General features: G+C 73.3%; 13 protein-coding genes. 4 read left to right on the top strand and 9 right to left on the bottom strand.

Annotation, left to right across the window (positions count from 1 at the left end):
- Nucleotides 1–80: 80 nt before the first annotated feature.
- The 4 genes from ABT247_RS25190 to ABT247_RS25175 are packed head-to-tail and all read right to left on the bottom strand — an operon-like array spanning nucleotide 81 to nucleotide 3,344.
- The gene (locus ABT247_RS25190) at nucleotides 81–491 is read right to left on the bottom strand and encodes a Fur family transcriptional regulator (protein WP_350746150.1); all 411 of its coding nucleotides are present in this window, start codon (nucleotides 489–491) and stop codon (nucleotides 81–83) included.
- A gap of 35 nt (nucleotides 492–526) precedes the next feature.
- Nucleotides 527–1,537, bottom strand: coding sequence for a metal ABC transporter permease (locus tag ABT247_RS25185; protein WP_350746147.1), 1,011 nt, complete (start codon nucleotides 1,535–1,537; stop codon nucleotides 527–529).
- Complete coding sequence (locus tag ABT247_RS25180; protein WP_350746145.1) at nucleotides 1,534–2,298, bottom strand: metal ABC transporter ATP-binding protein; 765 nt, start codon at nucleotides 2,296–2,298, stop codon at nucleotides 1,534–1,536. Before ABT247_RS25180 ends, ABT247_RS25185 begins: the two co-directional genes overlap by 4 nt.
- A gap of 14 nt (nucleotides 2,299–2,312) precedes the next feature.
- Nucleotides 2,313–3,344, bottom strand: a complete 1,032-nt coding sequence (locus tag ABT247_RS25175) for a metal ABC transporter substrate-binding protein (protein ID WP_350746142.1) — start codon at nucleotides 3,342–3,344, stop codon at nucleotides 2,313–2,315.
- 191 nt (nucleotides 3,345–3,535) lie between these two features.
- Here ABT247_RS25175 and ABT247_RS25170 point away from each other — a divergent pair, with 191 nt between their 5' ends.
- Nucleotides 3,536–4,918: a glycine--tRNA ligase gene (locus ABT247_RS25170; RefSeq protein ID WP_350746140.1), complete on the top strand. Its 1,383-nt coding sequence runs from the start codon at nucleotides 3,536–3,538 to the stop codon at nucleotides 4,916–4,918.
- A 130-nt stretch (nucleotides 4,919–5,048) separates the two neighbouring features.
- Here ABT247_RS25170 and ABT247_RS25165 read toward each other — a convergent pair whose 3' ends face one another.
- Together ABT247_RS25165 and ybiA are read right to left on the bottom strand one after the other, a co-directional pair.
- A complete protein-coding gene (locus ABT247_RS25165) occupies nucleotides 5,049–6,134 on the bottom strand; it encodes a hypothetical protein (protein WP_350746137.1) in 1,086 nt (361 codons plus the stop codon).
- 165 nt (nucleotides 6,135–6,299) lie between these two features.
- Nucleotides 6,300–6,878: a riboflavin biosynthesis intermediates N-glycosidase gene (ybiA, locus tag ABT247_RS25160; protein ID WP_350746134.1), complete on the bottom strand. Its 579-nt coding sequence runs from the start codon at nucleotides 6,876–6,878 to the stop codon at nucleotides 6,300–6,302.
- Nucleotides 6,879–7,015: 137 nt separating this feature from the next.
- On the opposite strand from ybiA, the gene tsaA reads away from it, so the two are divergent.
- Nucleotides 7,016–7,432 (top strand): tRNA (N6-threonylcarbamoyladenosine(37)-N6)-methyltransferase TrmO, encoded by a 417-nt coding sequence (gene tsaA / locus ABT247_RS25155; RefSeq protein WP_350746131.1) that lies wholly within the window; start codon nucleotides 7,016–7,018, stop codon nucleotides 7,430–7,432.
- A gap of 52 nt (nucleotides 7,433–7,484) precedes the next feature.
- On the opposite strand, the gene ABT247_RS25150 is transcribed toward tsaA, so the two are convergent.
- Complete coding sequence (locus tag ABT247_RS25150; RefSeq protein ID WP_350746129.1) at nucleotides 7,485–8,612, bottom strand: threonine aldolase family protein; 1,128 nt, start codon at nucleotides 8,610–8,612, stop codon at nucleotides 7,485–7,487.
- A 117-nt stretch (nucleotides 8,613–8,729) separates the two neighbouring features.
- Here ABT247_RS25150 and ABT247_RS25145 point away from each other — a divergent pair, with 117 nt between their 5' ends.
- Complete coding sequence (locus tag ABT247_RS25145) at nucleotides 8,730–10,001, top strand: MFS transporter (RefSeq protein ID WP_350746126.1); 1,272 nt, start codon at nucleotides 8,730–8,732, stop codon at nucleotides 9,999–10,001.
- On the top strand, nucleotides 9,998–10,726 hold the full coding sequence (locus tag ABT247_RS25140; protein ID WP_350746124.1) for an SDR family oxidoreductase: 729 nt from the start codon (nucleotides 9,998–10,000) through the stop codon (nucleotides 10,724–10,726). The genes ABT247_RS25145 and ABT247_RS25140 overlap by 4 nt, the downstream gene beginning before the upstream one ends.
- A 98-nt stretch (nucleotides 10,727–10,824) precedes the next feature.
- Here ABT247_RS25140 and ABT247_RS25135 read toward each other — a convergent pair whose 3' ends face one another.
- The gene (locus ABT247_RS25135) at nucleotides 10,825–11,412 is read right to left on the bottom strand and encodes a DUF5825 family protein (RefSeq protein WP_350746121.1); all 588 of its coding nucleotides are present in this window, start codon (nucleotides 11,410–11,412) and stop codon (nucleotides 10,825–10,827) included.
- A gap of 1 nt (nucleotide 11,413) precedes the next feature.
- A partial coding sequence (locus ABT247_RS25130; RefSeq protein ID WP_350746118.1) for a RiPP maturation radical SAM C-methyltransferase occupies nucleotides 11,414–13,493 on the bottom strand: 2,080 nt, incomplete at its 5' end.

The following is a 13,493-nucleotide window of genomic DNA, read 5'->3' as shown; positions in this document are numbered from 1 at the left end:
CGCGGGGACGATCCCGCGGGCCCTGCGCCGTTCTTTCGCCGTGGCGCCGTCCGTACGGGCTGCCCCCGTACGGGCCGCCGTCAGGCCTTCTTCGCGCACTCCGCGCAGGTGCCGAAGATCTCCAGGGTGTGCGCGATGTCGCTGAACCCGTGCTCGGAAGCGACGGAGTTGGCCCAGCGCTCCACCGCGGGGCCCTCCACCTCGACGGTCGCGCCGCAGTGCCGGCAGACCAGGTGGTGGTGGTGCCCGCTGCTGCACCGGCGGTAGACGGCTTCGCCGTCGGCGGTGCGCAGCACGTCCACCTCACCGGCGTCGGCGAGCGACTGGAGCGTGCGGTACACCGTGGTGAGACCGACGGAGTCCCCGCGGTGCTTGAGCAGGTCGTGGAGCTCCTGCGCGCTGCGGAAGTCCGCGATCTCGTCCAGGGCCGCCGATACGGCGGCACGCTGCCGGGTCGATCGGGCGCGCGGCGACGGGCCTGCGGTGGTCACCGTGGGTCCTCCTGGGGTCGTGGGCGTCTCGCACCTCATTGTGCCAGTCCGGCCCGTCGCTCCGGAGTGCCCGCGTCGGAGGGGGTGTTTTCGGCGGTCAGGTCGGGCACCCGATCCCGGGTCCGGCCGCCGCTCCGGTCCGCCGCCCGGTCGACCGTCCGGTCGCGGGTCGGACCGGGGATCCGCACGTCGCAGACCGTCGGCCCGCGGGCGGCGTCACCGCGGCGGCGGTGGCGTCGCCGGGCCAGCGGTGCGGCGATCACGCTGAACACCGCGAAGACCGCGATGGCGAGCAGCACGATGGCGGGGCCGGACGGCACGTCGAGCTGGTAGGAGCCGGTGACGCCGGCCAGCGAGACCCCCACGCCGAGCGCGACGGCGGCGGCCTGGGTGGCGGCGAAGGAGCGGGTGAGCTGCTGGGCGGCGACCACCGGAACCACCATCAGGGCGCTGACCAGCAGCAGTCCGACCACCCGCATGGCGACGGTGACGGTGACGGCGGCCATCACCGCGAGCAGCAGGTTCAGGGTGCGCACCGGCAGGCCGGTGACCCGGGCGAAGTCCTCGTCCTGGCAGATCGCGAAGAGCTGGCGGCGCAGGCCGACGGTGACCGCGATGACGACCGCGCCGAGCACCGCGATGGCGGTGAGGTCCGCGGGGGCGACGGTCAGGATCGAGCCCCACAGGTAGCTCTCCAGCGAGCCGGCCCCGGCCTGGGCGGAGAGCGAGACGAGCAGCTTGCCGCAGGCCATGCCGCCGTAGAAGAGCATCGCCAGGGCGATGTCGCCGCGCTGGTTGCCGCGCGAGCGCACCAGCTCCATGGTGACCGCGCCGAGCACGCAGACCAGCACGGCCATCCAGACCGGGCTGGTCTGGAAGACGAAGCCGAGGCCGACCCCGGTCATCGCGACGTGGCCCATGCCGTCGCCCATCAGGGCCTGGCGGCGCTGCACCAGGTAGATGCCGACGGCGGGGGCGGTGATCCCGACCAACACGGCGGCGAGCAGGGCGCGCTGCATGAAGTCGTAGGAGAGCATCTCGGTCATGCGAGCAGCCTCGGCGGGGTGAGGTCGGCGTGCGGGTGGACGTGGTCGTGGCCGGGCAGGGCGTGCAGGCCGGTGTTGGGCACGGGCGGCCCGTCGTGGGCGACGCAGCCGTCCCGCAGCACCACGACGCGGTCGATCAGCGGCTCCAGCGGCCCGAGTTCGTGCAGGACGAGGAGGACGGAGGCGCGGCGGGCGACCTCCCCGCGCAGGATGTCGGCGAGCACCTGCTGGCTGGCCGCGTCCACGCCGGCCATCGGCTCGTCCATGATCAGCAGGTCGGGCCGGCCGACCAGGGCGCGGGCGATCAGCACCCGCTGCTGCTGGCCGCCGGACAGGTCGGCGACGCCGTCCCCGGCCCGCTCCAGCATGCCGACGGCGGCCAGCGTGCGGTCCACCGCGTGGCGGTCGGCGCGCCGGAAGGGCAGCAGCCGGTGCTGCGGCAGCCGGCCGGTGGAGACCACCTCGCGCACCGTCGCCGGGACGCCGGAGGCGGCGGTGGTGCGCTGGGGGACGTACCCGATCCGGTGCCAGGCGCGGAAGGAGGCGTACGGCGTGCCGAACAGCTCCAGGGCGCCCTGCTCCAGGGGCACCGCGCCGGTCACGACCTTGACGGTGGTGGACTTGCCGGAGCCGTTGGCGCCGAGCAGCGCGACGACCTCGCCGGGTTCGACGGTGAGGTCGACGCCGCGCAGCACCGGTCGGCCGCCGCGGGAGGCGACGGCGTTCCGCAGGCGGACGGCCGGGGGCATCGGATCGGTCATGGTGCCGCCTCCTGTCAGCTGGTCGCGGTGGCGTCGGCGGTCGCGGTCGCGGTCGCGGTGGCGCCGGTGGTCGCGTCGGTGGTCGCGGTGGCGCCGAGGGCGGCCTGGAGGTTGGCCAGGTTCTGCTTCATGACGGTGAGGTAGTCGTCCTTGGACGGGTCCTTGACGCCCTCCAGCGGGTCCAGCACGGCGGTCTTCAGGCCGAGGTCCTTGGCGACGGTCTCGGCGAGCTTGGGGCTGACCAGGGTCTCGAAGAAGACGGTGGTGACGCCGTTGTCCTTGGCGGCCTTCTGCACCTCGGCGAGGCGGGCCGGGGTCGGCTCGGACTCGGGGTCGACGCCGTTGACGGCGACCTGGGTCAGGCCGTAGTGGTCGGCGAGGTAGCCGAAGGCGGCGTGGCTGGTGACGAAGGTCCTGGTCCTGGTGGACTTCAGTCCGTTGGCGAAGTCCTGGTCCAGCGCGGTGAGCTTGGTGACCAGCTCGTCGGTGTTCTTCCGGTAGTCCTCGGCGTGGGAGGGGTCGGCCTTGGCGAACTCGTCGCCGACGCTCCTGGCGATCGCGGCGTAGCGGGTCGGGTCGAGCCAGACGTGCGGGTCACCGGCCGGACCCCCGCTCTGGTGGCCGTCCCCGGAGGTCTCGGCGTCGAGGTGGTGGTCGACCAGCGGGCTGGCGGCGGTGGCGTCGACCTTGTGCTTGCTGGAGGACTGGCCGACGGCCTGGTCGACGGTGGGCTGCAGGCCCTTGAGGTAGAGGATCGCGTCGGCCTTCTGGACGGTCGCCACCTGCTTGGCGGTGAGCTCCAGGTCGTGCGGCTCGACGCCGGGCGCGGTGAGGTCGGTGACCGAGACGTGGTCCTTGCCGATCTGCTGGGCCAGGAACTCCATCGGGTAGAAGGACGCGACGACGTTCAGCTTGCCGTCCGTGCCCTTGGCGCTGCTGCTGCCGCCGCAGGCCGTCAGGGCGAGGGAGGCGGTCAGGGCGGCGGCGGCCAGGGCCGCGGTGCGGCGGGCACGGAGGGTGCGACGGCGAGACTGTCCGATCATCATGAAAATCATTCTCAACTTATTTGGGAATGATTGTCAACTCACTCCGACGGGTGAACGGCGGGTGGCCGGGAGCGGGGGCCGGCGGACGATACCGATTTGAACCCCGTACCCATCAGGCCGGTAACCTGAGGTATTCGGGTACGCGCAACCAGCCGTGCCCTGACCGTGCCGTACGTACTGAAGAGAGCACTGTGGCCGCCGACAAGATCGACACGATCGTCAGCCTGAGCAAGCGCCGTGGCTTCGTCTACCCCTGCAGCGAGATCTACGGCGGCACGCGTGCCGCCTGGGACTACGGGCCGCTGGGTGTCGAGCTCAAGGAGAACATCAAGCGCCAGTGGTGGCGCGCGATGGTGCAGGCCCGTGAGGATGTCGTCGGACTCGACTCGTCGGTGATCCTCGCCCGTGAGGTCTGGGAGGCCTCCGGCCACGTCGCCACCTTCAACGACCCGCTGACCGAGTGCCTCTCCTGCCACAAGCGCCACCGGGCGGACCACCTGGAGGAGAAGTACGAGGCCAAGCACGGCTTCCCGCCGCCGAACGGCCTCAAGGACGTCAACTGCCCCGACTGCGGCACCAAGGGTCAGTTCACCGAGCCCAAGGACTTCTCGGGCATGCTGAAGACCCATCTCGGCGTCACCGAGGAGGCCAGCGGCCTGGCGTACCTGCGCCCCGAGACCGCCCAGGGCATCTTCACCAACTTCAAGGCCGTCCAGACCACTTCGCGCAAGAAGCCGCCGTTCGGCATCGCCCAGACCGGCAAGAGCTTCCGCAACGAGATCACGCCCGGCAACTTCATCTTCCGCACCCGCGAGTTCGAGCAGATGGAGATGGAGTTCTTCGTCAAGCCGGGCGAGGACGAGCAGTGGCACGAGTACTGGCTCCAGCAGCGCTGGGACTGGTACGTCGACCTCGGCCTGCGCACCGAGAACATGCGCTTCTTCGAGCACCCGAAGGAGAAGCTGTCCCACTACGCCAAGCGCACCGTGGACATCGAGTACCGCTTCAACTTCGGCGGCTCCGAGTTCTCCGAGCTCGAGGGCATCGCCAACCGCACCGACTACGACCTGACGGTGCACAGCAACGCCTCCGGCCAGGACCTGAAGTACTACGACCAGGAGAGCGGCGAGCGGTACTTCCCGTACGTCATCGAGCCGGCGGCCGGCCTCAACCGCGCCATGCTGGCCTTCCTGATCGACGCCTACTTCGAGGACGAGGCGCCGAACGCCAAGGGCGTCATGGAGAAGCGCGTCGGCATGCGGCTCGACCCGCGCCTGGCCCCGGTCAAGGTCGCCGTCCTGCCGCTGTCCCGCAACGCCGAGCTCTCCCCGAAGGCCCGCGGCCTGGCCGCCGACCTGCGCACCGCGTGGAACGTCGAGTTCGACGACGCCGGGGCCATCGGCAAGCGCTACCGCCGCCAGGACGAGATCGGCACGCCGTTCTGCGTCACGGTCGACTTCGACACCCTCGAGGACAACGCGGTGACCGTCCGCGACCGCGACAGCATGTCGCAGGAGCGCGTGTCGCTCGACCAGGTCAAGGCCTACCTGGGCGCGCGGCTCATCGGCTGCTAGTCCGGTCCTGCCGGCTCGGGGAGCCCCCGTCCGCCCTGGTCTCCGGGGCGGAAGGGGGCTTCCTGCTGCGCGGGGAGCGGACGGCGGGGTGACGCGAGGGTGCCGCCTGCCGCCTGCCGTACCGACCGTCCTACCGCCGGCCCCAGCGGGAGCGGGGGGTGGCGGGCGGCGCGGTCGGGAGACCGGCGGTGCGGAGGGCGGCGAGGGTGGTCCGGTGGCGGCCCCCGTCGGCGAGCAGGGCGCCCAGCAGGTGGCCGTAGAGGTCCGGGGCGTCGGCCAGGGCCGCGGCCAGGCGGACCACTTCGGCGGGCGGCCGCAGGGCCGCCAACTCGGTCAGCAGGAGGGCGGCGAGCGCGGCCGGGAGTTCGACGACGAGGTCGGCGAGGTCGGCGGTGGGACGGCCGGCGGCCTGGCGGAGCAGGGTGCGGACGTCGCCGGAGCGGCCGCACTGCTGGAGGCAGGCCGCGAGGGCGGTCAGTTCGGCGGTCGGGGCGGAGCCCCACTCCCAGAGCAGGGTCGCACCGTCCGCGTGCAGCCCGGCCCGCTCCAGTGCGGCGAGGAGGTCCGGTACCGCGGCCGCCGGATAGGCCCAGAAGGCGTGGAACAGTTCCGCCGCCTCCTCGCCCAGCCCCAGTTCGCGCAGCTCCGCCAGTACCGCGACGGCGTGGTCCGGGGCGCTGCGGGCGGTGCACCCGGCGAGGTGCAGCGAGGCACCGGTCGGGCCGCGCTGGGCGAGCATGCCGACCAGGAGGGCGGTGTCGGCGGGTTCGAGGTGGTCGGCGGCCCGGTTCAGCAGGTCCTCGGCCTCGGGAACGGAGCCGCCGCGGTGGAGGGCCGTGATCCGCTCGGTGAGGCCGCCCAGGTCGGGCCTGGCGGGCGGTGGTGGCGGCGGGGCCTGCCACGCCTGCGGCGCCGGTTCCTCCGGGGAGGCTTGCCGGCGTCTGAGTCGAATCTCCAACGCCTCCAGCTCATCGCTCAGTTGGAGGCAACGGGCGCCCAGGCCGGCGCGGAGGGTGCGCACCTGGGCGAGCTGCCGCAGCAGGTCCCCGTCCGGGCGCCGACGGCCCGGGGCCGCCCGTATCGCCTCGTTCAGCCGCCGTTCGCGTTGACTCGCGTAACGGCTCGCCCGGAGTAACTCGTCCAGCTCGGCCCGGAGTTCGGCGGCCCCGAGCTCGTCCTCCGGCTGCTGCCCCGTGGATCCTTCCGTCGACCGCATGCGCATGATCGCCCCAACCCGTCCATCCAGACCCTGATTGCGGGACATCCTCGCGTCGTTATGTGGCTGGGGAGTTAAGGGAGCACGACCAGTCGTGTGCGAGTGGTGTCAAGGGGCGCGCAAGGGGCGGATGTTGTGGAAAGCGCGCCGGTGGGTCTGCGGGCGTCACCGCGCCAGCCGCGCCCGCGCCTCCATCAGGGCGAAGCCGAGCAGGTTCAACCCCCGCCACTCCACCGGTCGTTCGGCACGGACGTCGTCCGCGGCCAGCCCGATGCCCCAGATCCGGTCCAGCGGACTGGCCTCGACCAGGACGCGGCCGCCGGTGCCCAGCAGGTAGGCGCGCAGCGCCTCGTCCTGGCTGAACTTCGCGACGTTGCCCTCGACCACCAGGTCGAACCGTCCGGCCGCCCACACCTGGTCGTCGAAGCCCCTGACCAGTCGGCCCAGCTTCTTCGCCTCGGCGGGCGTGCGGGCCGCGAGGATGCGCTGCTCGACGGCCTCGTCGCCGAACATCCGGGCCTTGCCGGCCATCATCCAGTGCTCGGCGGACGGGTACGCCACCCCGTCGACGGTGAACCGGCAGGGCCACCACTGGCTCAGGCACTCCTGGTTCGTCCCACCGCCCTTGCGCGGGGTGTGGCCCCAGAACATCACCCACTTCGGCTGCGCCCCGGCGGCCATCAGGGCGGCCAGGTCCTCGCGGTTGCGGACGTCGGCGAGCTCCCCCGCGTACTGATCACTCATATCGTCATTCTGACACGAAGCCCGGTGGCGGCCCACCGGATTTCGGGTGGGGCCGCCGGTGAGCCGGTGCGATGATCGGCGGAGGAGCGGAGCGGCACCGAACGGAACCGGCACCGGTGAGGGACGGGAGGAGCGCGATGGCGGACCAGGACTACCGGGTCAGGGTGATCGGCCGGGTGGAGTCGCCGCTGACGGACCGGAAGGACGCCCCCAAGCAGGGCGACGAGGGCGGACCGGACGCCTGGCTGGTGTTCGACCCGGCGGTCGAGCGGGCCCTGCGGGACCTGGCCGAAGGACAGCAGGTGCTGCTGCTGACCTGGCTCGACCGGGCCGACCGCACCGTGCTCGCCGTCCACCCGCGCGGCGACCTCTCCCGGCCGGAGACCGGCGTCTTCGCCACCCGCTCGCCCGACCGCCCCAACCCCATCGGCCTGCACCCGGTGACCATCCTCGCCGTGGACGGCCTGCGGATCCACGTCAGCGGGCTGGAGGCGATCGACGGCACGCCGATCCTGGACGTGAAACCCGTACTGCCCCGCGGCGGCGAGCGCTGACGGCCGGCGAGCGCCGACGGCCGGCGGTGGCGGGTGGTCGGCCGGGTGCCGGTCAGCCGGTGGTGCCGGCGCCCTCCTCGGCCGCCGCGACCAAGGCGAGGAAGCGCTGCCCGAGTTCGGTCACCTCCTCGGCCGTCCACTCCCGCGCCGGGCCGTCCAGGCCCACCTCGGCCATGGCGAGCCCGGGGGCGGCGTCGGTCCACTCCGGGACGAACCAGATCCTCTCCCGCTCGGCGAGCGTGAGGACGGCGTGGTTCAGGGCCCTCGCGGAGTGCGGCAGCCAGAGCTGGAACTCGTGGGTGGGCGGGACCTCCGGCTGGAGGCGGGCGCCGGGGAGCGCGGCCAGCGCGGGGATGAGGGTCCTGGCGTGGGCGACGTTGCCGGGCAGTTCGGGGAGCGCGGTGTCCAGGCCGGAGAGCGCGGCGAGCGCGGCGGGCCACTGCTGGTAGAGCTGGCCGCCGTAGCGGTGGCGCCAGACGCGGGCGTAGGCGGTGAGCGCCTTGTCGCCGGCCAGAGCGGCGCCGCTGATGCCGCCGAGGTCCTTGTAGTACGACACGTAGACGCTGTCGGCGAGGGCGGCGATCTCGTCGAGCCGCTTGCCGAAGTGGGCGGTGGTGCTCCAGAGGCGGGCGCCGTCGAAGTGCACCCGGGCTCCGACGGCGCGGGCGGCGGCCGTCAGCTCGGTGAGCTCCTCCCAGGAGGGCAGGAGGAAACCGGGGTCGCGCAGCGGCAGTTCGACCACCAGGGAGCCGAAGGGCTCGCCGAGGGCGCGGATCTCCTCGGGGGTCGGTTGGCGCTGCTCGGTGGTCGGCCAGAGACCGCGCAGACCGGTCAGCTGGGTGTGGGCGTGGCGCTCGTGCCGCTCGATGTGGGAGAGCGGGTGGAGGGCGACGGCTGCGTTGCCGGTCTGCTCGGCGTGGTGGCGGAGCGCCACCTGCTGGGCCATGGTGCCGGTGGGGAAGAAGACCGCGTCCTCCGTGCCGAGCAGGGCGGCGGTGCGCTGCTCCAGCTCCTGGACGGGGCCGCCGTTGCCGTAGACGTCGGGATGGAGGCCCGGGTCGGCGGCGGTGAGGGCGGCCAGCCGCTCCCGGATGCTGAGGGGGCGGCTGCCGGAGAAGAAGCGCTCGCAGCCCCGCCGGGCCGCGCGCAGGCGATCCCAGTCGATCTGATCATCGGTCATCCGGCGATTGTCCGGCGGGCGCGAGGTCGGACCAACCGGTTTTCCCGCGCGCCCGGCCGAACCGCCCGGGCGGGTGCGTGCTTCTGCGCCTCGGCGTGATGAAGTAGCTTGGGGGACATGACAGATGAGGATGTGGGAACCGTCCCGGTGGCCGCTCCTCCCGCTCCGTCCCGCAGAGCCGTCCCCGCCCTGATGTTCTCGCAGGGGGTCAGCGTGGCGGGTACCCAGGTCACGGCGCTGGCGCTGCCGACCCTAGCGATCCTCCTGCTGGGCGCGGGCCCGCTCGCCGCCTCGCTGCTGTTCGCCCTGGAGTACGGGGTGCAGGGCCTGACCGGGCCGTTCGCCGGGGTGCTGGTCGACCGGGTCGCGGCGCGGCGGCGGCTGCTGGTCACCGTCGACCTCGTCCAGCTCGTGCTGATCGCCACCGTGCCGCTGGCGCACGCCGCCGGCGCGTTGACGCTGGTCCACCTGTACGCGGTGGCCGCGCTCTCCGGTGCGCTCGGCGGGCTGTCCGCCATCGCGGTGCCGACGGTGGTGCCCGCCTTCGTGCCCGCCGAGGGCCTGGTCGCCGCCAACGCCAAGCTGGCCGGGGCGCGTTCGGTCGGCCAGATCGCCGGCCCGGGGCTGGCCGCGGGGCTGGTGCAGGCGGTGGGTGCGGCCACCGCGATGGTGGCCGACGCGGTCAGCTACGGGCTGTCCGCGCTGGCCCTGAGCCTGCCCAGACTCCGGCGCGACCCCGCCCCGGATGCCCCGGCCGCGCGGCCGGGGATCGCCGAGTCCCTGCGCGAGGGCGTCGGGGTGCTGCGCGACCAGCCGGTGCTGGCGCGGCTTGCCGTGGCCGCCGCCGCCCTCAACTTCGGCGGGGCCGGGCTCGGCGGCCTGTACGCGTACTTCGCCTACGAGGTCGCCGACCTGGGCCCCGGCGAGGTCGGGGCCAGTACGGCCGCCTTCAGCGTGGCGGCGGTGACGGCCGTCCTCACCGCCAGGAAGGTGATCGCGCGGGTCGGTCTGACCAGGGTGATCCCGCTCTTCGGCCCGGTCGCGGCCGCCGCCCTGTTCCTGATCCCGGTGGCCTCGCTCGGCTTCGCGCTGCCGGTGCTGATCACCTACCAGCTGGTGTTCGGCTTCTGTGCGACGGTCTGGGCCGTCAGCTCGGTGACGCTCCAGCAGCTGCTGTCCCCGCCGGACCAGCTCGGCCGGGTGCTCGGCCTGTCCCGCTCGCTGGGCCAGCTCGTCATGCCGGTCGGCGCGTTGCTGGGCGGCACCCTGGCCGGCGTGGCCGGCACCTCCGGGGCGCTGGTCGTCTTCGCCTCGGTCGCCCTGGCCGGGACCCTCGTGGTCGCCACGACCCGGCCCCGAACCGTTCTGCCGGAGGAGAACCGGACATGACCAAGCGCAGGACCGCCCTCATCACCGGCGCCACCAGCGGCATCGGGCGCGCCACCGCCGTGCACCTCGCCGGACGGGGCTACGACATCGCGGCGGTCGGACGGCGGAGCGACCGGCTGGCCGCCCTGCGGGGCGAACTGCCCACCGCGTGCCTGCCGTTGCCCGGGGACCTGAGCGAGGCGGGGGTCGCGGAGCAGGTCGTCTGCGAGGCGCTGGAGGCCTTCGGCGGCCTCGACGTGGTGGTCGCCGCGGCCGGGCACGGCCGGGGGTACGGGCCGGTCGGCGAGGCCGACCACCGGGTGTGGCCGGCCGCCGTCGCCCTCAACCTCACCGCGGCCATGCAGCTCACCGCGGCGGCCGCCGAGCCCCTGCGCGGCAGTGGCGGGACGCTCGTCCTGATCGGCTCGGTCTTCGGGGTGGACCCGGCCCCCGACTACGCGGCGTACGCGGCCGCCAAGCACGGACTGCGGGGCTTCGCCCGGTCGGTGCGCCGGGAGAAGGGGATGGACGGGGTGCGGATCTGCCTGATCAACCCCGGCACGACGAACACCGAGTTCGCCTCGGTGATCCGCGGGGACGGCGAGCCCATGGTGCACGACCCCTCGGTGTGGGGTTTCGAGCCGCTGCTCCCGGAGGACGTCGCGGCGGCGGTCGGCTGGGTGGTCGACCAGCCGGCGCACGTGAACGTCGAGGAGCTGACCCTGCGGGCGACCCGGGACCGCTGACGACGGCGGGCCGGTCCGTCGGGGCCGGTCCGCCGGGTGGCCCGGCGCCGCGGCCGGGCCACCGCACGGCCCGGCCGCGGCCCGGCCGGCGCGCCCGCTCAGACGGCGATGTACGGCACCGGCCAGTTCCGCATCCGGTACGGCAGCACCAGCACCGTGTCGTCCGCGACGACGGCGAGCTCCGCCTCCACCGCGTCGTCCACCGCCGCCCGCGCCGCGGGGTCGAGGTCCGCCAGGGTGGTGGCCCGGGCCATGGCGAGGAAGTGCTCGGAGCCCTCGTCGATCACCAGCCGGCCCATTTCGTGCTCGGGCCGGACGTCCTTCACGGCGACGAAGCCGGGCCCGTGCCGGTAGTAGAACAGCCCGTACCGGTACTCTCCCGCCCAGGCCCGTGCGTAGCGTTCGGCGTCGGCCCCGACTCCGCCTTCCGGGGGGACGAGGTGCGCCAGGGTGCCGACGGGCAGGTGCGGGACCCCGCCGAGGGTCCAGCGCAGCCGGACGGCGTGGCTGGTCGCCTCCCGGAGCAGGCGCAGCCAGCGCAGGTCCCGTGAGGGGGACACGCCGAACGGGATCGGCTCGGGCACGTGGACGACGCGGGTGGACAGCGCGGCCGGTCCGACGCCGCGCAGCGCGAACTCCTCGTGGTCGAGCGCGAGCCGGGTCGCCGGCAGGGTGGTCGCGGCCATCTCAGACCGCCACCTTGATCGGCTCGATCGAGGTGGCGAGGGTGATCCAGCGCCCGTGCTCCTCGAACACCAGCCCGTCGTCGGCGAGTCGGCCGAGCCACTCGGCCAGTCGGTCGGGGGCCACGTGGTGCCCGAGTTCGGCGAGCCGCTCCCGCAGGGCCGGCGCGGACCGTCCGGCCTCGAGTTCCCGGTAGGCGGCGACGAACTCCGGCGCCTCGATCCGGTGCGTCCGCTCCGGCCAGCCGGTCCGCCGGTCCTCGATGACCAGCGCGCCGTCGCACTCCGTGCAGGACAGCGAACTGTCGTGGTAGGCGTCCGACCAGGCGTTCAGCTGGTCGTGCAGGGCCTTGACCTGCTCGTCGGTGATGCCGGCCGGCTCGGTGTCGAACAGGTACACCATGTCCTGGAGCCGTTCCTCCGGCAGCGCGTACACGTGCCGGTAGGCGGCGGCGGTGGTGCGCCCGGGGAAGCCCAGCTCAGGCCGTTCGAAGTACGGGCTGAAGCGTTCCAGCAGGATGCGTGCGGCGCCGGCGGGCGGTTGCAGGTGCACCAGCGCGGGCAGTTGGGCGATCACCCGCTCGTAGTCCTGGATCCGCTCGTGCGGGAAGCCGTAGAGCCAGTTCCACGACACGGTGAGGCCCTGGGACTCGCAGTCGCGCAGGGTGCGGACGTTCTGGACGCCGGTGACGCCCTTGTCCATGATCTTCAGGACGGGGGAGACCAGCGACTCGATGCCCGGCTGCACGTGGACGGCGCCGACCCGGCGCAGCGCGGCGATCTCGACGGGCCGGAGGTTGGACTTCACCTCGTAGTGGATCCGCAGGTCCCAGTCGCGCTCCTCCAGCATCGGGAGCACCGTCCTGAAGTACCGGTTGTCGATGATGTTGTCGACCATGATCACGTCGAGCACCTGGTGGCGCTCGATCAGCGAGCCGATCTCGTCGACGATCGTCTCCGGCCGCTTGGAGCGGAACTCCATCAGGGTGCCGTTGAGCCCGCAGAAGGTGCAGTGGTGCTTCTCGCCCCACCAGCAGCCGCGCGCCGCCTCCAGGACGAGCTTCGGCTCCACGAAGGACTGGACGGCGGACTCGTCGAGCCGGGCGAACCAGTCGTCGAAGTCGGGCACCAGCAACTCGCCCGGTGCCAGTGGGCGCGGCTGGGGGTTGACGGCCTGGCTGCCGTCGGCGGCCCACCAGCACAGGCCCGGGACCTCCGACAGGTCCGAGCCGTCGTCCACTGCCGCCAGCAGCGCGGGGAAGGCCTTCTCGCCCTCGCCCCGGACCACGTAGTCGACGTACGGGAAGTTGCGCTGCAGCGCGGCCCCCATCGGGCCGTCGCAGTTGCCGCCGCCGAACAGGACGGCGATCTGCGGCGCGCGCGCCCTGAGCCGCCGGGCGACCGACAGGCTGGGAACGTTCTGCATGAAGGTGGTCGAGAAGCCGACCAGGTCGGCCTCCAGCGCGAGGAGCTCCTCCACCACCAGGTCGACGAACGCGTCCGCGTGCTCGCGCATCTCCCGGACCAGCCCGGTGTCCAGGCCGCGCTCCGTCGCGTACGCCTCCAGCGCGGCGACCCCGAACTCCGGGTCGTCGTGCAGGACTCCCGCGAACGCCCAGTCGCCCAGGCCGTGGAACAGTCCGTTCTCGGCGATCTCGTGGTAGTCGGCGACACCGATCGCGCCGTCGGTGCGCTCCATCAGGAACTCCGCCCAGCGCAGGTTCCCGTAGTACGTCATCGGCGCCTCCCGCCCCGCACGGACGGCGGCGCTGCGCAGCAACCCCAGTGGCAGGGAGGGGGATTCCAGGGACTGCCAGGGCATCGACACCAGGCAGACGGCGAGCGCCACAGCCGACCAACTCCATCGTGAACGGGTGAACCGGTGAACGGGGCAACGGGTGAGCGGGGGCAACCGGCGGGCGTACGGACGGGCGTACGGACGGAAGCGCCGGACGCCCGGGCGGGGCGGCGGGCCCCGCGGCGCGGGGCTCCGCGGCACGTCCCCCAGGCAGGCGGCGGGCTGCCGGCAGGCCTCGGGGGTCAGCTCATCGGCGTCGTCGGCGCTGCGCGCCACGAAGACCGGG

Origin of the sequence: Kitasatospora sp. NPDC001539, from assembly GCF_040298565.1 — a bacterium.
Lineage (GTDB): Bacteria > Actinomycetota > Actinomycetes > Streptomycetales > Streptomycetaceae > Kitasatospora.
The sequence above is the reverse complement of the archived record's forward strand: the minus strand, read 5'-3'. Positions and strand labels throughout refer to the sequence as shown.